Raw genomic sequence first — 19285 nt, 5'->3', positions numbered from 1 at the left:
TCAAATTGTCGACGAATTATTCGCCGCGCGGCTTCTTGCTGTAGCCGCCTTCGGATTTCCGTGGGCCTTTCTTGAAGCCGTCGCCGCGAGGCTTGTCACCCCAGGACTTCTCGCCACGCGGCTTGTCGCCCCACGATTTTTCACCATAAGGCTTTTCACCACGCGGTTTGTCGCCCCAAGGCTTGTCTCCGCGCGGCTTGTCGCCCCACGACTTTTCGCCATAAGACTTTTCACCACGCGGCTTGAAGCTCTTGCTTTCGCGGCGTCCGGCATCTTCGCCAGCACCGGCAACCGCAGGGCGGATCACCAGACCCTTTTCGCCCGTGCCGCGCTCGGCAACAGACTGACGGAATTCTTCGGCCTTCGATGCGGCGATTTCAAAACGGGTTTCGCCGTCGAGAATCTTGATCGAACCGACATCGCGCTTCGATACGTCGCCTGCCTTGCAGATCAGCGGCAGCAGCCACTTCGGGTCGGCGCGGTGCTTGCGACCGGCAGAAACCGAGAACCAGACGCCGTCGAAATGCGCATTGCGGTCGAAGCGTTCGCCCGGCTCGCCGCGTTCTCCGCGATCAAAACGGTCGTTACGCTCGAAACGATCGCCACGGTCAGAACGCTCGCGCGGCTTCTTGCCGCCAACCGGATGAACTGGCGCGTCCGACACTTCTTCCGGTGCAGGCGCCAGCGACAATTCGCGATTGAGATAGGCGACAGCCAGCTGTTCCGGCGTGTAACGCTCCAGGAGCGCCTTCAGCACGTCCTGATGTTCTTCCTCGACCGGCTGGCCGAAGGCCTCGGAATTGAGAATGCGTTCGTTGTTCTTGGCCTGAACGGCGGCAATGCTTGGTGCGGGAATGGTCTGCGCATCAAGCTTTGCCATATGCAGAAGGCGCTCTGCAGAACGGCGGCGCGAGAACGGCACCACCAGCACGCAGGTGCCTTTGCGACCGGCGCGGCCGGTACGGCCCGAACGGTGCAGCATGGTTTCAGGATTGTTGGGCAGATCGGCATGGACAACCAGATCGAGATTCGGCAGATCGATACCGCGTGCGGCAACGTCGGTCGCCACGCAAACGCGGGCGCGGCCGTCGCGCATGGCCTGAAGCGCGTTGTTGCGCTCGGCCTGGCTCAGTTCGCCCGACAGGGCCACCACGGCAAAGCCGCGATTGGAAAGGCGGCTTGCCATATGCTTCACTGCTTCACGGGTCGAGCAGAAGATGATCGAGTTTTGTGAATCATAATAAAGCAGCGTGTTGATGATCGCGTGGTCGCGCTCATGCGGCGGAACCGGCATGGCGACATAATCGATATCGGCGTGCTGACTGGTTTCGCTCTGTACGGTGAGGCGCAGCGCATTGTTCTGGAAACGCTTGGCCAGCTGGGCGATGGGCTTCGGCACGGTTGCCGAGAACATCAGCGTGCGGCGGTCTTCCGGCGCTTCACCGAGGATGAATTCGAGGTCTTCGCGGAAGCCCATATCGAGCATTTCGTCGGCTTCGTCGAGCACGACGACGCGCAGCTGCGACATGTCCAGCGCGGAGCGGGTGATATGGTCGCGCAGGCGGCCCGGCGTACCAACGACGATATGGCTGCCGCGTTCAAGCGCGCGGCGCTCGGTGCGGATATCCATGCCGCCAACGCAGGATGCGATGCGCGCGCCGGTATCGGCATAAAGCCATTCCAGTTCGCGGCGCACCTGAAGCGCCAGTTCGCGCGTTGGCGCGATGATCATGGCAAGCGGTGCACCTGGTTCGCCGAAGCGAAGCTCGTCTTCCAGAATGGTGTTGGCCATGGAGAGGCCGAAGGCAACGGTCTTGCCGGAGCCGGTCTGGGCGGAAACGAGAAGGTCGGAATCGAGGGTTTCAGGCGCCAGCACGGCGTTCTGAACGGCGGTGAGGGTGTTATAACCGCGAGCGGCAAGAGCTCCGGACAGTGCCGGAGCGATGGTTTCGGGCAGAGACATGGACAACTTTCACAAAAGCTTCACAAGTCGCAAACCCATTGGCCGTAAACCTAACGTTCACGGCTCCCCTGGCGACCACCGAAGCAACAGAATTGCCGCTTCCCTATAGGGTTAAGATCGTCAGGTCAACCGGGCGAGGCCTTAATGGGCCTCATCCCAGTTATGCGCTGCACGCGCATCAACATGCAGCGGAACCGTCAGAGACACTGCCGGAAGGGCCGCATTCTCCATGATATGGCGCACCAGCGGAATGGTTTTTTCCACTTCATTTTCAGGCACTTCGAAGATCAATTCATCGTGCACCTGCAGCAACATGCGGGCAGCAAGTTTTTCGTTTTCAAGCGCATCTTCCATGCGAATCATGGCGCGGCGGATAATATCTGCCGCCGAACCCTGAATAGGCGCATTGATGGCGGCGCGCTCGTTGAAGGCGCGGACCTGCGGATTGGAGGCGCGAATATCGGGATAATGGGCGCGGCGTCCGAAAATGGTTTCGACGTAGCCATGTTCACGCGCGAAAGCCTTGGTGGCTTCCATATAATCCTTGATGCCGGGGAACCGCTCGAAATAGGTGCGGATATATTGCCCGGCTTCCTCACGCGGGATGGAAAGCTGGTTGGCGAGGCCGAAGGCGGAAATGCCGTAGATGATGCCGAAATTGATCGCCTTGGCGCGGCGACGCACTTCCGATGGCATGCCTTCCACTGGCACGCCGAACATTTCCGATGCGGTCATGGCATGAATATCGACGCCATCGGCGAAAGCCTGCTTCAATTGCGCAATATCGGCCACATGGGCCAGCACACGCAGTTCGATCTGGCTGTAATCGGCGGAAATCAGCTTGTTGCCCGGTTCCGCGATGAAGGCCGTCCGGATCTTGCGTCCCTCGGCGGTGCGCACCGGAATGTTCTGCAGGTTCGGCTCCGATGACGAGAGGCGACCCGTCGAGGTGGACGCCATTGCATAGGACGTGTGGACGCGCTTGGTTTGCGGATGGATAAAGCCGGGCAGCGCATCCGTATAGGTGGATTTCAGCTTGGTGAGCTGACGCCAGTCGACGATCCTGCGCGGCAGCGGATGGCCTTCGGCGGCCAGATCTTCGAGCACCTGCGCCGAGGTGGACCATTGGCCGGTCTTGGTTTTGGAAGCGCCAGGCAGGCCCATCTTGCCGAACAGGATATCGCCAAGCTGCTTGGGCGAGCCGATGGTGAATTTCTCACCGGCCAGTTCGTAGATTTCGTCTTCGTAACCGGCGGCAGCCTGTGCCAGATCGCCGGACAGGCGCGACAGAACCTGACGGTCCACGGAAATGCCGCGCTCTTCCATGCGGGCCAGCACATCAACCAACGGGCGTTCAAGCCGTTCATAGACCGACATGAGACCTTCCGCCGCCAGACGCGGTTTCAGGACTTGCCACAGGCGCAGCGTTACATCCGCATCTTCGGCTGCGTAAGCCGTCGCACGGTCGATATCGACCATATCGAAAGTCACTGCGTTTTTGCCGCTGCCCGCAACATCCTTGTAGGCGATTGGCGTATGGCCGAGCCAACGCTCCGAAAGCGGGTCCATGCCATGGCCGCCCGTGCCAGCGTCGAGCACATAGGAAATCAGCATCGTGTCGTCGAAGGACACGGTGTTGACGCCGTGACGGCGCATGACCAGCCAGTCATATTTCATGTTCTGCGCGATTTTGAGAACGGAAGCATCCTCAAGAACGGCTTTCAGCGCTTCAAGCGCCTGATCGAGCGGTATCTGCCCTTCGACCATACCGCCGCCGAGCAGATCGCCCTGACCGGATTTGTGCTGAAGCGGAATATAGGCGGCCTTGATCTCTTTGCTGTTCTGGGGAACGAGAGCCAGCGAGAAGCCGATCAACTCGGCCTGCATCGGATCAAGCGAATTGGTTTCCGTGTCGAAAGCCACGAGGCCGGTTTCGACAGCCTCGGCCAGCCAGAGCTTGAGCGTTGCGATATCGCGAATGCAGGTATAGGCGCTGGTGTCGATCTTCTGCGCGGTGGCTTCTGCAGCGCGCTTGTCCGCCAGCGCTTTCGGCGTGTAGCCATCGACAGCCGGGGCAGCAGCAGATGGTGCAGTGGCGTCCGTCCCGGTTGCAGCCGTGTCCGCAGCCTTGGCTGGCACATCGACATCTGGACCATGCGCATCCGCGCCCCATTCGGTTTCGACATGGGACGGTTCGACGGCCGAAGCATCCGTATCGGTCGCTTCGGCAACGCGCCGCGTCAGCGAGGTAAACTCCATGGCCTTGAGGAAGCCGATCAGCTTCGGGCCATTTTGCGGTTCGAGAACCAGAGCGTCCAGATCGACATCCAGCGGCACGTCAGTCTTGAGCGTGACCAGCTCGCGCGAAATCTTGGTCTGGTCTGCGAAGGCTATAATGTTCTCGCGGCGCTTGTTCTGCTTGATTTCCGAGGCGCGGGCCAAAAGCGTGTCGAGATCGCCGAATTCTTCCAGCAATTGCGCTGCCGTCTTGGGACCGATGCCCGGAATGCCCGGCACATTATCCGTGCTGTCGCCGGTCAGCGATTGCAGGTCGATCATCTTTTCCGGCGGCACGCCCCATTTTTCGATCACCTCCGGGATCGAAATCTGCTTGTCCTTCATGCTGTCATACATGGACACGCTTGGCGTCACGAGCTGCATGAGGTCCTTGTCGGAGGAGACGATGGTGACATCGCCGCCCGCTTGCTCGGCAAGGCGCGCATAGGTCGCGATCAGGTCGTCGGCTTCGAAACCGGCCTTTTCGACACAGGGCAGGTTGAAGGCGCGGGTCGCCTGACGGATAAGGCCGAATTGCGGAACAAGGTCTTCCGGCGGGGCCGTGCGATTGGCTTTGTATTCAGGATAAAGCTCGTTGCGGAACGTCTTCGACGAATAGTCAAAAATCACCGCGAAATGGGTCGGCACCACGCCAACATCCGTGTTGCGTGCATCTTTCAGCAGCTTCCACAACATGTTGCAGAAGCCCGATACAGCGCCCACCGGCAAGCCGTCGGTCTTGCGGGTCAGCGGGGGAAGGGCGTGATAGGCGCGGAAAATATAACCCGAGCCGTCAACGAGAAAGAGATGATCGCCTTTTTTCATGGCTTCTTTTTATCCTTCCGCACTTTCGGACGCAAAACCGTTTCGCATTTTTGCTGAATTGTTCCGGGATCAAGAGGCCCGGAACTGGAGGCCAAGAACTAAAGGAAAGCAGCCGCAAAGGGAACCTGCTCCGTGTCAGGAGAAACAATGATCCACGCGAAAGAAATCCATCACGGTAAGATAACGAGTTTGTTACAGATTTGTAATCTTCCGTGCCCTTGAATAGCCACGATTGAAAACCAAATTTTAGTCATCGACAGTTCGTCGGTCGCCGGTTTTCTGACCCGTCCCCCGTTGGATGCCGGATGCTAGCGGCAGCCTCATTCCCCTCTCCGGGCTGCCGCTTTGAGTGTAGTGATATGGCCGCTGTGGTATCCCCTCACCGCAGCGGCCAAATCATATCCGGGGCACCTTTTCCCTCATGCTTTCGGACAGTTTTTCTCAGGCGAGAAATCCCGGCTGCCATCTGGTTTGAACACTTTCGGGTTCGGATCGTAAAAGGGGCCGACGACGAGCGGTTCCGCCGGTAATATGGACTGGTCCTCACTGGAAACGACGGTGGTTGCAAGTGTCTGCAACAGGTCTCCATTCCTTGCGGTCACGCGAATGGAAACATCATAGGGCTTGTCCTTCACGATGCAGTGCAAAGGCTCGGTCTCTAGCGAAAGCTGGTCCTGATTGGGAAAGACTTTCCGGTCGACCACGACTGGCGCGCCCTGCGCGGGGTTGTCGAAGGCCGCAGTAACCGTCGCTCCTTCTTCCAGCGGGCCGATCTTGCGCAGCGTGACCAGAAAGGTTGCGCGGGCAATGCGATAATTGAAGACCACGAGCCGTCCCGAAATCTCGTAAGGTCCGGTCGTCTTTTCGCGCTGGCATGCCGCCAGCAGCGGAAAAGCGAGCGCGATTGCGACGAGCGGTTTCACATCTCTACCTCCCGATTGCGATAATAGTGGCGGCTGGCCTTGGCCCGGTTGCCGCAGACCGTCATGTCACACCAGACACGACTGCGATTGCGGCTCTGATCGAGGAAAAGCCAGCCGCAATTGGTGCAGATTTTCAGGCGATCCGCATCGGCTCCTGACTGGCACTTCGCCATCAGGCGGAGTGCTGAATGTGCGGCAGCCTTTTCCAGCGCTGCGGGCGACGTGGTCTGGCGTAGCACATCGGCTATGCATTCGAGAAGATCGGCCAGCAGCCGGTCATCAGCTTGCTCGCGAACGAATGCGCGAAAATAGCCGTCGATGGCTTCTCGCAAGGACAGAAACCGGCGCAGATTTTCCGGCTCGACCGGGACAAGCGGCAAAGGCAGGCCTTTCTCCGCGCAGAACGTTGCCGCCGCGTGCGCAAAGCTTTTCAGATTAGCCGGCTCGGCAAAACGATCCACGCTGCGCGCCGAGTCGCCGCGCAGGATGACGCTGTTGGCAATATCCAGTGCCAATGCGCCGCCGGAAAAACGATGCGGTGTCCAGGAAAAGCTCATGGCACATTATAACTGGTAAAAACCATTTTGACAGTTATAATCTTGCCAGTGTAGCGAGGGCGTATTCATGGCCTACCTCTTGCAGCAATTCGCCAATGCGGTGCCGCTGGCGGCAACCTATGCCATGCTGGCATTTGGCTATGCGCTGAGCTTCGCGGTCCTTAAGCGCGCAGATATCAGCTATGGTGCGCTGGTGGCCTTTTCGGGCCAGCTTCTTCTCATCTTCACGGCGTTTGGCTGGACCAGGCTCTGGCTGGTTCTGCCTGCCGCGATTGGCGTTGGTATAGCCGGGGCGCTGTTTTATACGCTTGCTGCCGGAGCGGTGATTGCGGGTCTCGTCATGCGACCGCTCAGTCGGGCGTCGCCCAATATGGCAATGGTGGCGGCGTTGGGCGTGGCCGTGGTGCTGATGGAAAGCGTTCGTCTCGCGGCTGGATCGCGGAACCTCTGGCTGCCGCCCTTGTTGCAGGACAAGATCACCTTCTGGGGCGAGGGGGACAAGGCGGTCGTGCTGACCACGATGCAGATCATCAATACGCTTGTCATGGCATCCATCGTGCTGATCGGCAGCTTCGCCTTGCAGCGCACCCGCTTTGGTCGCAACTGGCGAGCGGTCCGCGACGATGTGCTGGCAGCCCAGCTTTGCGGGGTCAATGCGGGGCGGGTCTTCCTTGCCGCTTATATGGGTGCGGTGCTGATTGCCGCCTTGTCCGGTATTCTGATGACGGCCTATTACGGCACGATGAGTTCCGGCGATGGGCTGCTGCTCGGCCTCAAGATATTGATGATTGGCGCCGTGGGCGGCTATTTCTCGCCGCTTGCTTCGGCAGGCGGTGCGGCCCTGCTGGCATTTGCCGAAACATTCTGGACAGCCTTTGCGCCGCTTGTCTGGCGCGAACCGGCAATATTCGCATTGCTGGTCTTTCTCCTGAGCGTCAGCCGTCGCGAAAGTCTTTCACCCTGACAAAGGCCTTCAATTTGCGGTAATCACTTGCGAATTGGGTTTCCAGCGGGAAGTGCTGGTTGTACTGTGCCGCCAGTTTACGTTTCGACTCGTCAGGAAATTTCCATGTCCCAGCAACCGTCTGCGCAATCGCTCGACAAAGTACTCAGCCACCTCGACGCCAATCTTGATAACAGCCTCGAACGCCTGTTCGAACTGCTGCGTATCAAGTCGATTTCGACAGACCCGGCCTACAAGGCCGACTGCCGCAAGGCTGCGGAATGGCTTGTGGCTGATCTGAAGACGATTGGCTTTGACGCCAGCGTGCGCGACACGCCGGGCCATCCGATGGTGGTTGCGCATCATGACGGCGCCACGCCCGATGCGCCGCATGTGCTCTTCTACGGTCACTATGATGTGCAGCCGGTCGACCCGCTCAACCTGTGGGAAAACGATCCTTTTGATCCTGCGATCAAGGATGTGGGCAACGGTCGTAAGATCCTGACCGGTCGCGGCACGTCGGATGACAAGGGCCAGTTGATGACCTTTGTGGAAGCCTGCCGCGCCTATAAGGCGATCAATGGCAATCTGCCCGTCAAGGTGACGCTGCTGTTCGAAGGCGAGGAAGAATCCGGTTCGCCGTCGCTGAAGCCGTTCCTCGATGCAAACAAGGCGGAACTGAAAGCCGATGTGGCGCTGGTCTGCGACACCTCCATGTGGGACACGGAAACGCCTGCCATCAGCGTCGGGCTGCGCGGTCTGGTTGGCGAGGAAATCGTCATCAAGGCTGCCGATCGCGATCTGCATTCGGGCTTCTTCGGAGGTGCTGCGGCCAATCCGATCCATATTCTGAGCAAGATTCTGGCCGATCTGCATGACGAAACCGGACGCATCACCGTTCCGGGCTTCTATGAAGGCGTGGAAGAAACCCCGTCGCAAATCCTGCAATCCTGGGAAGGTCTCGGTCGCACGGCGGAAAACTTCCTCGGGCCTATTGGCCTTTCGATCCCGTCCGGCGAAAAGGGCCGCAGCGTTCTGGAACTCACCTGGGCGCGCCCGACGGCGGAAGTGAACGGCATTATCGGCGGTTATACCGGCGAGGGCTTCAAGACCGTTATCGCAGCGCAAGCCTCGGCAAAGGTCTCGTTCCGTCTCGTCCACAAACAGGACCCGGTGAAGATCCGCGAAGCCTTCCGTGCTTTTGTGCAGGAACGTCTTCCGGCCGATTGTTCGGTGGAGTTCCACCCGCATGGCGGTTCGCCTGCAATCCAGCTGCCTTATGATTCACCGCTGGTTTCCAAGGCCAAGGACGCGCTGTCCGACGAATGGCCGAAGCCAGCCGTGCTGATTGCCATGGGCGGCTCGATCCCGATTGTCGGCGATTTCGACACGTTCCTTGGCATGGAATCGCTTCTCGTCGGCTTCGGTCTCGAAGATGACCGTATCCATTCGCCCAACGAAAAATACGAGCTGAACTCCTTCCACAAAGGGCAACGCTCATGGGCTCGGATTATGGCGGCTATTGCCGCCAAGTAGGGCTCGCATTATGGCGGCAACAGCCGCTAAACCGGCCCGCATTACGGCGGCAACTGCCGCGAAACAAGGACAACTGAATGACCATCCGTTTTCATAAAAACGATCTGCCGAACCTCGATCATTATCAGGTGGATGCGGTCGCCATTGATACCGAGACGCTGGGGCTGAACCCGCATCGCGACCGGCTCTGCGTGGTGCAGATTTCACCCGGTGACGGCACGGCAGACGTAATCCAGATCGAAGCGGGTCAAAAGAAGGCACCCAATCTGGTCAAGCTTCTGAAGGATCGCTCGATCACCAAGATCTTCCATTTCGGCCGGTTCGATCTGGCGGTGCTGGCCCATGCCTTCGGCACCATGCCGCAGCCGGTCTTCTGCACCAAGATCGCATCGAAACTCACCCGCACCTATACGGACCGTCACGGTCTCAAGGAACTGTGCAACGAGCTTCTGGATGTTTCGATCTCCAAGCAGCAGCAGTCATCCGATTGGGCCGCGGAAATTCTCTCGCAGGCGCAACTCGAATATGCCGCTTCCGACGTGCTTTACCTGCATCGCCTGAAGGCTGTTCTGGAACAGCGTCTTGAGCGTGATGGCCGCGCGAAACAGGCTGAAGCCTGCTTCAAATTCCTGCCGACCCGTTCGGAACTCGATCTGATGGGCTGGCCGGAAGACGATATTTTCGCGCATAGCTAGGGCTTGGTGCGAATATTGCGTCCCCATCAAACGGCGGCTGTGGCCGCCGTTTTCTTTTGCGATGCCTGATCAATGTAGGCCCATGCGGGGCGGCGGAACAGAAACTGTCCATAGCCGGTCCATTGAATAAGCCCATAAAGAATGACTGGCCCGACCACGCCGGATGCGGTGGTCAAAAGTGATACGGTGCCGATATCGATGAAGCCGAATTTCAGCAGCACTGTGCGCGCAATGGCCATCGGCAGGAAGAAGGCCAGATAGATCACAATCGAATGCGCGCCGAGCCAGCTCAAGGCGCGATGCAGCCAGTTTCGCGCAGGCAGCAGGCTTAAGATCGAAGAGATCGAAATGATCGCCAGCGCGCCGACCAGTCCCAGCAGAAGCGAAATAATGGGCAGATCGCTGACAGCGCCGCGCCCGTTCAAAAGATCGCTGGCGGGCGCGATCAGCGACGAGAGGCTTTCCGGCACCGGCATGAAGACAAGCTTGTATTCAACAAGGCCCCAGACGAGCAGCCCGGCAATGCCGACGAGCGGGCGCTGGCGCAGCCAGTCGGCGATCTTGAAGATGGCCGGTGCGAAGGCATAGCCGGCGAAGAAATAAACAAAACGCGAGCAGAACTCGTCGATCATCACCCAGCCCGTATGCACAGGCAGGATTTCCAGCACGGCCAGCACTGTAAAGGTCACCCCCACCGGCACACGCTTCAAAAGTCGCGTCGCAACAAAGAAGACGGGGAGGATATAGATGAACCAGAGCGTCCCGAACGGCTCAAGGAACGCCATGAGATAGGCTTGCACAACGCCCGAAACACCAGCTTCGCTGGCAATGCCTGGTGCCTTGAAGGCAAATTGTATGGTGAGCCACAGAATGTAGAAATAGAGGAAATGCACGACCTTGCGGTCGAGATAACGCCGCCATGGCCGGTCGATGACGAGGCTGAGAAACAGCCCGGAAATCATGAAGAAATCCGGCATGCGGAACGGTTTGGCGAAGGCGACCACATAATGCATCCAGCCTTCAGCGCCAGCTGCCTTTTCAACGCCCAATGTCGAATGCATCATGACGACGAAGATAATGCAGATGCCCTTGGCAATATCGACCCAGTCGATCCGTTCGCTGCTGCCCGCTATCCGCATATCAGTCTCCCGCCCCATTAAGCCCGACTTTCTATAGCTTGATTGGATCGGGATTAATATAGCGTGCAGGTCTTGCGGCATTTTTGGCAGTTAGTGCCCGATTTTTAACTATAAGAAGCGGTTTCACGGCTTCGTGTACGGCATTTTGCAGATTCTTCTTGCTGTGGCCCCGCTGCTACAGACTTTTATGAGCAATCGCTTATATTAAGGGCAAGCTTGGTTCAGTAAATTTCCTTCAGGAGGTTCATCATGAAGCTCAAAGCGCTTCTTCTCGCATCCACTGTCGCCCTCGTTGCTGCCACTGGCGCAAAGGCTGCTGACGCGGTTATCGAACAAGAGCCAGCACCTGTTGTCGTTGCTCCGACATTCACCTGGAACGGTGCTTACATCGGTGGCCAGGTTGGCTACGGCTGGGGCAAGGCCGACTTCAGTGGTGACGTTTTCACCAATGACAGCGTGAAGCCGGATGGCTTCCTCGGCGGTCTTTATGCCGGTTACAACTTCGATCTGGGCAACAATGTTGTGCTCGGTATCGACGGTGACATCACCTATAACGACCTGTCGAAGGGCATCCGCGTTTATGACGGCGACCTCGAAGTTGGTTCGTTTGAAAACAAGCTGCGCTGGTCGGGTGCCGTTCGTGCCCGCGCTGGTTACGCCTTTGACCGCTTCCTGCCTTACATCGCTGGCGGTGTGGCATTCGGCGACGTCAAGAACAGCGGCACGATCGACGGTATCGGCTTCTCTGAAAGCAAGACGCTCACCGGCTGGACCGTTGGCGGCGGTGTAGACTATGCCGCAACTGACAATCTGATCGTTCGTCTTGAATACCGCTACACCGACTACGGCGACAAAAACATCGACTTCGGTGGCCTCAGCGTCAAGAACGACTTCAAGACCAACGAAGTTCGTCTGGGCGTTGCCTACAAGTTCTGATCCAGCGTTAAAGGATTGCATGAGAAAGGCCCCGCACATGCGGGGCCTTTCTTTTTGCCGCTGCTAATCCGCCGGTTCCCAAACAGCAGACAAATAAAAAGGCCTCTGCGAACAGAGGCCTTTTTTGTAACGGTGCAGAACTGGATCAGACGTCCAGATTGGCGACGCTCAGCGCGTTTTCCTGAATGAACTCGCGGCGCGGTTCCACTTCGTCGCCCATCAGGCGCGAGAAGAGCGAGTCCGCGTCGGTCGCATCTGTAACCTTGACCTGCAGGAGCGAACGCACATTCGGGTCCAGCGTGGTTTCCCAAAGCTGCTCGGCGTTCATTTCGCCCAAGCCTTTGTAACGCTGTAGCGTCAGACCCTTGCGGCCGGTCGCGAAAATGGCATCGAGCAGCGCCATCGGACCGGACAGCGTGTCCGACTTGTCCTTGCGACGCAGCACAGGCGGCTCGCCGAAAGTCTCGGCAATACGGCCCGCCACGCGGTCGATCTGGCGGGCATCGGCAGAGCCGAGCAGCGCCATGTCGAGAATGGCAACGTCCTTGACGCCGCGCACCATGCGCTCGAAACGGTAGCCACCGTCTTCCATGACATGGCCGGTCCAGCCGCGCTCGGTCTCTTCCGAAATCATGTCGAGGCGCGTTGCAACCGTATCGGCGGAGCGCTGTGCCGTTGCATTGTCCTTCGATGCGTCCGGGTTGAGCAGACCGGCAATTGCCGCCTGTTCCACGACGCGGCGGTCATAGCGCGTATGCAGGCCATGCAGAAGCTGGCGCAGCGTGCGCGCATCGTCGACGACGGCGCGCAGATCCGGACCGGCGCGCACTTCGCCGCTCGCCATTTCAAGGGCCGCTTCTTCCAGACCGGTCTCGATGAGGAAGTCTTCGAAGGCGGCTTCGTTCTTGATGTATTGCGAGGACTTGCCACGCGATACCTTATAAAGCGGCGGCTGCGCGATATAGATATGGCCGCGCTCGATCAGTTCCGGCATCTGACGGAAGAAGAAGGTGAGTAGCAGCGTGCGAATATGCGCACCGTCGACGTCAGCATCGGTCATGATGATGATCTTGTGGTAGCGCAGCTTATCGGCGTTGAAGCCGTGCGTCTCATCCTTGCCGATCGACGTGCCGAGCGCCGTGATCAGCGTGCCCACCTGATCGGAAGACAGCATGCGGTCGAAGCGAACGCGTTCCACGTTCAGGATCTTGCCGCGCAGCGGCAGGATCGCCTGGTTCTGGCGCGAACGGCCGCTTTTCGCGGAGCCGCCTGCCGAGTCACCTTCGACGATGAAGATTTCAGACTTGGCCGGATCGCGTTCCTGACAATCGGCAAGCTTGCCCGGCAGCGAGGTCACGCTGAGCGTGCTCTTGCGGGTGATGTCGCGGGCCTTGCGTGCAGCTTCGCGGGCGGCGGCGGCCTGAATGACCTTCTCGACCACGGCCTTGCCCTGCGCCGGGTGCTCTTCAAGCCAGATCGACAGCGCTTCGTTGACGAGGCTTTCGACCACCGGGCGCACTTCCGACGAAACCAGCTTGTCCTTGGTCTGCGACGAAAACTTCGGATCCGGCACCTTGACGGAAAGCACGGCGGTCAGGCCTTCACGGCAATCGTCGCCGGTCAGCTGAACCTTTTCCTTCTTGGTCATGCCCGACGCATCCGCATAGCCCGTGACCTGACGGGTCAGGGCGCCGCGGAAACCGGCCAGATGGGTGCCGCCATCGCGCTGCGGAATGTTGTTGGTGAAGCACAGCACCTTTTCGTGGTAGGAATCGTTCCACCACATGGCGACTTCCACCGTCATGCCGTCTTTTTCGCTGCGGATATAAACCGGCTCGTCGATCAGCGGCTTCTTGTTCTGGTCGATATATTTCACGAATTCGACCAGGCCGCCGTCATAATGCAGCTCATGTTCCTTGGCGTCCGCGTGACGGTTGTCCGTCAGCTTGATGCGCACACCGGAATTGAGGAAGGCCAGTTCGCGCAGGCGACGTTCCAGCGTGTCATAGTCGAATTCGACCATGCTGAAGGTTTCCGTCGAGGGCAGGAAGGTCACGGAAGTGCCGGTCTCGCCATCGGCCACGTCGCCCGTCACCGCCAGCGGCGCATCGGCAACGCCGTGGGTAAAGCTCATCTCGTGAACTTTGCCATAGCGGCGGATCTTCAGCTTCAGCCAGACCGAAAGCGCATTGACCACCGAAACGCCCACGCCGTGCAAACCGCCGGAAACCTTGTAGGAATTCTGGTCGAACTTGCCGCCCGCATGGAGCTGGGTCATGATGACTTCGGCAGCCGAAACGCCTTCTTCCTTGTGGATGTCGGTCGGAATGCCGCGACCATTATCGGTCACGGTGCAGGAGCCGTCGGCATTGAGCGTCACGGTGACAAGCGTGGCATGGCCTGCCAGCGCTTCGTCGATGGCGTTGTCCACGACTTCATAAACCATGTGATGCAGGCCGGAGCCGTCATCCGTGTCACCGATATACATGCCCGGACGCTTGCGAACGGCATCCAGACCTTTCAGAACACGAATGGAATCCGCGCCATATTCGGCGGGGGCTTCGGAATTCATCTCGGGCGTCTCGCTCATGAAAATCTTTCGAAAACGTGCTGCGACTGCAGCCTTGAAGCCTGCTGCAATTGCAGCATCAAAAATACTGTCGAATCACACGACAAACATGGCTTTAATATAGGCGCTAACGGCATATTTTCCAAATTTTCGAGGTAAATTTACCGGGGATTCCGGTCGTTTGAGCGCATCTCCACCGCATATGACGAAACTGGCTGCGGATCGGCTTCTGGAAGCGCCACAATTGGCCCTTATATGTCATGAAGCAGGGTATTGGGCGGGTGTTCGAAACCCGATAGTGCGAGGAGCGCCTGATGGAAACAGCGACGATGATACCGGAAGCGCTCAAGCCCTTCGTGCCGCCAGCGCCACGCCCGCGCGAAAAGCCGGTCGGGCGCTTCGAGATGATGCGTGTCGTCTACAAAAACCCGCTCGAGCTATGGGGCGAGCCATCCTACAATGAACGGTGGATTTCCGTTAGCTGGTTTGGCCTCAAGACCATCATCGCCAACGACCCTGGATTGATCCGCCATGTGCTGGTGGATAATGCCGCCAATTATCCGATGTCCGCCATCCGCCAGCGCGTTCTGCGTCCGCTGCTGCGCGACGGTCTCCTGACGGCTGAGGGGCAGGTGTGGAAGCGCTCGCGCAAAGCCATGGCGCCGGTCTTCACGCCGCGTCATATCGGCGGTTTTGCGGAAGCCATGCGCGACCGTTCGCGCCTGTTCGTAGAGCGCTACAAGACCAGCGGCATGATCACCGATATCGCCCATGACATGACGCTCCTGACCTACGACATTCTGGCCGAAACGCTGTTTTCCGGCGAGATCGCGGGCGATCCCAATGACTTCGCGCGTCAGATCGACAAGCTGTTCGAAACCATGGGCCGCGTCGATCCCTTTGACTTGCTTGGACTGCCCGACTGGTTGCCACGTCTCACGCGTTTGCGCGGCCAGCAGTCGCTGGGCTTTTTCCGGGCGCTTGTCTCCGACACGATTGCCATGCGCAAGGCGCGTATGGATAAGGGCGAGGCGGTGCCGAGCGACTTCCTGACGCTGCTTCTGCGCGCCGAAGGCCCTGAGGGCTTGAGCCGTTCCGAGATCGAAGACAACATCATCACCTTCATTGGCGCTGGCCACGAAACGACAGCGCGGGCGCTTGGCTGGACGCTTTATCTGCTCGCCAAGGCCCCCGAAGAACGCGAGCGTGTCGAGGCGGAAATCGACACTTTTCTCGAAAAGGGTGGGCGCGATCTACCGCCGCATGAGTGGCTGGCCAGCCTGCCTTTCACGCGTGCGGCTTTCGAAGAGGCGATGCGCCTTTATCCGCCTGCGCCATCGATCAATCGAGAGGCGGCGGAAAATGATCGCTATGGCGATCTGGAAATACCGAAGGGCGCGACTGTTCTGGTCATGCCGTGGGTGATCCATCGTCACCGGCTCTATTGGGATCAGCCAGATGCTTTCATGCCGCAGCGCTTCTGGTCGGAAAACCGCGAACGGCTCGACCGTTTCCAATATCTGCCGTTCGGCGCTGGCGCACGTGTCTGCATCGGGGCCAGCTTTGCCTTGCAGGAAGCGGTGATTGCGCTGGCGACCCTGCTCGAGGGTCACCGCTTCGACGTGCTGGAGACAACAAAGCCGTGGCCGGTGCAAAAGCTCACCACGCAGCCGCAGGGCGGTCTGCCGATGAAGGTGATGAAGCGATAGCAAAAAGCCCGACCAAGTCGGGCTTTCGTTGCTGTTAGAGGCGCGCCGCATGCCAGCGAAGATGGTCGTCCATGAATGTCGAAATGAAGAAATAGGAATGATCGTAGCCCTCGCGCATATTGAGCGTGAGCGGAATGCCAGCCTTCTTGCAGGCTTCTTCCAGCAGCCACGGGCGCAGCCCGTCATTCAGGAAACCGTCCGCGGTGCCCTGATCAACGAGAAACGCCGGAAACTTGTAGCCGTCCTCAATCAGCAGTGACGCGTCATAGGGACGCCATGCGCGCTCTTCGGCCCCGAGATATTTTTCCAGTGCTGGCTTCGACCATCCGGCGGTCGACGGTTGCACGATAGGCGCGAAAGCCGAGGCCGATTTGAACCGGTCGGGATTTTTCAGCGCAATCGTCAGCGCGCCATGACCGCCCATGGAATGGCCGGTAATGGCCTGCCGCGCCATATCGAGCGGAAATTCAGCGGCAACCAGTTCGGTCAGTTCCTGCGTGATATAGCTGTACATCTGGTAATTCTTGGCGAAAGGCTCCTGCGTCGCGTCGACGTAAAAGCCTGCGCCCTTGCCAAACTGCCAGTTATCCGACTCATCCTGAACGTCATCACCGCGCGGGCTCGTATCGGGGCAAATAACGGCAATTCCAAGTTCTGCGGCCAATTGCCGATATTCGCCTTTGTCCATCACGTTTTGATGTGTGCAGGTCAGTCCGGACAGATACCAGAGCACCGGCACCGGTCCGTTTGCAGCCTGTGGCGGCAGGAAGACGGCAAAGGTCATGTCGCACTGGGTGGTTTCGCTTTTGTGCCGATAGACGCCTTGCGTTCCGCCAAAGCACTTCGCAGTCGAAATCGTTTCCAGGGTCGTTGTCATAAGAATTCCAGTTCCTGATTTGGCGCAGATTGGGCAACATCAGCTGCCGAGCGCTACGGCGGCATTGACCGCTGCCGCGACGAGAATGGTGTTGAAGAAATAGGATACCACGCTGTGCATCAGCGTCAGCCGCCGCATGGTGGTGGTGGTGACGCTCGTATCCGATGTTTGCGCGGTCATGCCGATGACATAGGCGTAATAGGCGAAGTCCCAACCCGATGGTTCCGGCGTGCCGGGAAAGTCGAAGCCGCCGCGATAGCGGCTGGCGTGGCTGCTGTCATCGCCGGCCGGATCACGGGGCTGCCAATAGGCATGGGCGTAGTGAATGGCCGTCAGCATGTGTATGGTTGCCCAGCCGAGCGGCACCGACGCAAGTGTGGTCACCAGCGTGAAACTGTCGGCCTGCGGGTGCCTGTTGACCACGATGAACAGCGACACAACCGCCACGATGACAGTTGCGAAAGTCACCAGAAAGATGATCCATGCCGGTTCATCGGTGCTGGCCGCGTGCTTTTTGAGAAATGCCGCCGTGAGCTTCGGCATGACCGTCAAAGTGAGTGCCAGATAAAGCACGAAGAATGTGTTTGCGCCGATGACTGGCGCAAGCGGGCTTTTCAGAAGCCAGGAGACGATAAAGGCTGCCGCGCCGCCGATAGCCGCGAGATAGAAGGACATATGGCGGCGCAGCAGGAACATTAGTTGCTCTTTCTTTGCGGTTGCAGCCGCATGTCTACATGCGGGATGCCGTCTTCCAGATATTCGTCCGAAATGGCTTCGAAACCAAACGAGCCGTAGAATTTCTGCAAATGGCTCTGGCCGCCCAGCTCGATGGCGGTGCCGGGAAAGCGTTCTTCCGAAAAAGCAATTGCTTCCTGCATCAGCCTTCGGCCGAGCTGGTAGCCCCGGTAATCCGGGGCCACGACCACACGTCCGATCTTGGCGGGTTTGCCTTCGCTTTCCGGCGGCAGAACCCGCAATGCGGCTGCGAGTTCGTCGCCGTCAAGAATGCGCAGGTGGAAAGCGCCAATGTCCTTGCCGTCGATTTCCGGATAGGGGCATTTCTGCTCCACCACGAAAATATCCACGCGCAATTTCAGCAGCGCATAAAGTGCGCGCGGGGTAAAATCATCCAGCTCGTCCCAGCGGGATATCAGCGTCTTTTCGCTCATCAGTAAACAATCACCGAACGGATCGACTTGCCTTCATGCATCAGGTCGAAAGCCGTGTTGATTTCATCCAGCGGCATGGTGTGGGTGATCAGATCGTCAATGTTGATCTTGCCGTCCATGTACCAGTCGACAATCTTCGGTACGTCGGTGCGACCGCGCGCGCCACCGAAGGCGGTGCCTTTCCAGACGCGGCCCGTGACCAGCTGGAACGGACGCGTGGCGATTTCCTTGCCTGCTTCGGCAACGCCGATGATGATGGATTCACCCCAGCCGCGATGGCAGCATTCCAGCGCCTGACGCATGACATCGGTGTTGCCGGTTGCGTCGAAGGAATAGTCCGCGCCGCCATCGGTCAGGTCCTGAATGGCCTGAACCACCTTGTCATTGCCCACTTCGCGCGGGTTGACGAAGTCGGTCATGCCAAACTTCTTCGCCATTTCGACCTTGGACGGGTTGATATCCACGCCGATAATCTTGTCAGCGCCGACCATGCGTGCGCCCTGAATGACATTGAGGCCGATGCCGCCGAGGCCGAACACCACGACATTCGAACCCGGACGAACCTTTGCCGTGTAGATCACTGCGCCGATGCCGGTGGTGACGCCGCAGCCGATATAGCAGATCTTGTCGAATGGCGCGTCTTCACGCACCTTGGCGACCGCGATTTCCGGCAGAACGGTGAAGTTCGAGAAGGTCGAGCAGCCCATATAATGGAACACTTCGCCGCCATCGCAGGAGAAGCGCGTGGTCTTGTCGGGCATCAGGCCCTGGCCCTGAGTCGCGCGGATCGAGGTGCAGAGGTTCGAGCGCTGCGACAGGCAGGTTTTGCACTGGCGGCATTCCGGCGTGTAAAGCGGGATCACATGGTCGCCCGGCTTGACGGAGGTCACGCCCGCGCCGACTTCGCGCACGATGCCCGCACCTTCATGGCCGAGAATGGCCGGGAACTTGCCTTCGGAATCAAGACCCGACAGCGTATAGGCGTCAGTGTGGCAGACGCCGGTTGCCATGATTTCGACCAGCACTTCGCCAGCCCGCGGTCCGCCAATTTCGACGGTTTCGATGGTGAGAGGCTTCTTTGCCTCCCAGGCAACGGCTGCACGTGATTTCATGACGATGTTCCCTTCCAGTTGAACAGTAGAGCATTTCCAGCAAAAGTGCGAAACG

General features: G+C 58.8%; 15 protein-coding genes. 5 read left to right on the top strand and 10 right to left on the bottom strand.

Annotation, left to right across the window (positions count from 1 at the left end; genetic code table 11):
• Positions 1-16 precede the first annotated feature (16 nt).
• The 4 genes from FHW00_RS00425 to FHW00_RS00410 all read right to left on the bottom strand — a co-directional run bounded on the left by FHW00_RS00425 (position 17) and on the right by FHW00_RS00410 (position 6545).
• Entirely contained in the window at positions 17-1963 is a 1947-nt protein-coding gene (locus FHW00_RS00425; protein ID WP_078339672.1) for a DEAD/DEAH box helicase, read from the bottom strand.
• Positions 1964-2104: 141 nt separating this feature from the next.
• Positions 2105-5065, bottom strand: coding sequence for a DNA polymerase I (polA, locus tag FHW00_RS00420; protein WP_182514629.1), 2961 nt, complete (start codon positions 5063-5065; stop codon positions 2105-2107).
• Positions 5066-5484: 419 nt separating this feature from the next.
• Entirely contained in the window at positions 5485-5988 is a 504-nt protein-coding gene (locus FHW00_RS00415; RefSeq protein WP_078339671.1) for a hypothetical protein, read from the bottom strand.
• Positions 5985-6545, bottom strand: coding sequence for a CGNR zinc finger domain-containing protein (locus FHW00_RS00410; RefSeq protein ID WP_078339670.1), 561 nt, complete (start codon positions 6543-6545; stop codon positions 5985-5987). Before FHW00_RS00410 ends, FHW00_RS00415 begins: the two co-directional genes overlap by 4 nt.
• A gap of 67 nt (positions 6546-6612) precedes the next feature.
• On the opposite strand from FHW00_RS00410, the gene FHW00_RS00405 reads away from it, so the two are divergent.
• The 3 genes from FHW00_RS00405 to FHW00_RS00395 all read left to right on the top strand — a co-directional run bounded on the left by FHW00_RS00405 (position 6613) and on the right by FHW00_RS00395 (position 9719).
• On the top strand, positions 6613-7509 hold the full coding sequence (locus FHW00_RS00405) for a branched-chain amino acid ABC transporter permease (protein ID WP_078339669.1): 897 nt from the start codon (positions 6613-6615) through the stop codon (positions 7507-7509).
• A 105-nt stretch (positions 7510-7614) separates the two neighbouring features.
• Positions 7615-9024, top strand: a complete 1410-nt coding sequence (locus tag FHW00_RS00400) for a dipeptidase (protein WP_078339668.1) — start codon at positions 7615-7617, stop codon at positions 9022-9024.
• A gap of 77 nt (positions 9025-9101) precedes the next feature.
• Positions 9102-9719 (top strand): ribonuclease D, encoded by a 618-nt coding sequence (locus FHW00_RS00395; RefSeq protein ID WP_078339667.1) that lies wholly within the window; start codon positions 9102-9104, stop codon positions 9717-9719.
• A 26-nt stretch (positions 9720-9745) separates the two neighbouring features.
• On the opposite strand, the gene FHW00_RS00390 is transcribed toward FHW00_RS00395, so the two are convergent.
• Positions 9746-10858 (bottom strand): acyltransferase family protein, encoded by a 1113-nt coding sequence (locus FHW00_RS00390; RefSeq protein ID WP_078339666.1) that lies wholly within the window; start codon positions 10856-10858, stop codon positions 9746-9748.
• 249 nt (positions 10859-11107) lie between these two features.
• Between FHW00_RS00390 and FHW00_RS00385 the strand changes: the two genes are divergently transcribed.
• Complete coding sequence (locus FHW00_RS00385) at positions 11108-11794, top strand: outer membrane protein (protein ID WP_078339665.1); 687 nt, start codon at positions 11108-11110, stop codon at positions 11792-11794.
• A 145-nt stretch (positions 11795-11939) separates the two neighbouring features.
• On the opposite strand, the gene gyrB is transcribed toward FHW00_RS00385, so the two are convergent.
• Positions 11940-14384, bottom strand: a complete 2445-nt coding sequence (gene gyrB, locus FHW00_RS00380; protein ID WP_078339664.1) for a DNA topoisomerase (ATP-hydrolyzing) subunit B — start codon at positions 14382-14384, stop codon at positions 11940-11942.
• A 293-nt stretch (positions 14385-14677) separates the two neighbouring features.
• Here gyrB and FHW00_RS00375 point away from each other — a divergent pair, with 293 nt between their 5' ends.
• Positions 14678-16072 carry a cytochrome P450 gene (locus tag FHW00_RS00375; RefSeq protein WP_078339663.1) on the top strand — a complete coding sequence of 465 codons (1395 nt, stop codon included), beginning with the start codon at positions 14678-14680 and terminating at the stop codon, positions 16070-16072.
• A gap of 34 nt (positions 16073-16106) precedes the next feature.
• Here the strand turns inward: FHW00_RS00375 and fghA are convergent, their stop codons facing one another.
• Genes fghA through FHW00_RS00355 form a run of 4 tightly spaced genes read right to left on the bottom strand, consistent with a single transcriptional unit; the run spans position 16107 to position 19230 of the window.
• On the bottom strand, positions 16107-16937 hold the full coding sequence (fghA, locus tag FHW00_RS00370; protein WP_078339706.1) for an S-formylglutathione hydrolase: 831 nt from the start codon (positions 16935-16937) through the stop codon (positions 16107-16109).
• Between the two features lie 51 nt (positions 16938-16988).
• Complete coding sequence (locus FHW00_RS00365; protein WP_078339662.1) at positions 16989-17645, bottom strand: DUF1345 domain-containing protein; 657 nt, start codon at positions 17643-17645, stop codon at positions 16989-16991.
• The gene (locus FHW00_RS00360) at positions 17645-18118 is read right to left on the bottom strand and encodes a GNAT family N-acetyltransferase (protein WP_078339661.1); all 474 of its coding nucleotides are present in this window, start codon (positions 18116-18118) and stop codon (positions 17645-17647) included. Before FHW00_RS00360 ends, FHW00_RS00365 begins: the two co-directional genes overlap by 1 nt.
• Positions 18118-19230 carry an S-(hydroxymethyl)glutathione dehydrogenase/class III alcohol dehydrogenase gene (locus FHW00_RS00355; RefSeq protein ID WP_078339660.1) on the bottom strand — a complete coding sequence of 371 codons (1113 nt, stop codon included), beginning with the start codon at positions 19228-19230 and terminating at the stop codon, positions 18118-18120. The genes FHW00_RS00360 and FHW00_RS00355 overlap by 1 nt, the downstream gene beginning before the upstream one ends.
• Positions 19231-19285: the final 55 nt, after the last annotated feature.

The organism is Ochrobactrum sp. P6BSIII, from assembly GCF_014138065.1.
Taxonomy (GTDB): Bacteria; Pseudomonadota; Alphaproteobacteria; order Rhizobiales; family Rhizobiaceae; genus Brucella.
This window is presented reverse-complemented; position numbering and strand designations above follow the sequence as displayed.

What these genes read in the sequence shown, in the direction of transcription:
- FHW00_RS00400 (WP_078339668.1), top strand. Translation starts at nt 7,615, where the DNA reads ATGTCCCAGCAACCGTCTGCGCAATCGCTCGACAAAGTACTCAGCCAC.
- FHW00_RS00355 (WP_078339660.1), bottom strand. Translation starts at nt 19,230, where the DNA reads ATGAAATCACGTGCAGCCGTTGCCTGGGAGGCAAAGAAGCCTCTCACC.
- polA (WP_182514629.1), bottom strand. Translation starts at nt 5,065, where the DNA reads ATGAAAAAAGGCGATCATCTCTTTCTCGTTGACGGCTCGGGTTATATT.
- FHW00_RS00405 (WP_078339669.1), top strand. Translation starts at nt 6,613, where the DNA reads ATGGCCTACCTCTTGCAGCAATTCGCCAATGCGGTGCCGCTGGCGGCA.
- FHW00_RS00390 (WP_078339666.1), bottom strand. Translation starts at nt 10,858, where the DNA reads ATGCGGATAGCGGGCAGCAGCGAACGGATCGACTGGGTCGATATTGCC.
- FHW00_RS00395 (WP_078339667.1), top strand. Translation starts at nt 9,102, where the DNA reads ATGACCATCCGTTTTCATAAAAACGATCTGCCGAACCTCGATCATTAT.
- FHW00_RS00360 (WP_078339661.1), bottom strand. Translation starts at nt 18,118, where the DNA reads ATGAGCGAAAAGACGCTGATATCCCGCTGGGACGAGCTGGATGATTTT.
- FHW00_RS00385 (WP_078339665.1), top strand. Translation starts at nt 11,108, where the DNA reads ATGAAGCTCAAAGCGCTTCTTCTCGCATCCACTGTCGCCCTCGTTGCT.
- FHW00_RS00410 (WP_078339670.1), bottom strand. Translation starts at nt 6,545, where the DNA reads ATGAGCTTTTCCTGGACACCGCATCGTTTTTCCGGCGGCGCATTGGCA.
- FHW00_RS00375 (WP_078339663.1), top strand. Translation starts at nt 14,678, where the DNA reads ATGGAAACAGCGACGATGATACCGGAAGCGCTCAAGCCCTTCGTGCCG.
- FHW00_RS00425 (WP_078339672.1), bottom strand. Translation starts at nt 1,963, where the DNA reads ATGTCTCTGCCCGAAACCATCGCTCCGGCACTGTCCGGAGCTCTTGCC.
- gyrB (WP_078339664.1), bottom strand. Translation starts at nt 14,384, where the DNA reads ATGAGCGAGACGCCCGAGATGAATTCCGAAGCCCCCGCCGAATATGGC.
- FHW00_RS00365 (WP_078339662.1), bottom strand. Translation starts at nt 17,645, where the DNA reads ATGTTCCTGCTGCGCCGCCATATGTCCTTCTATCTCGCGGCTATCGGC.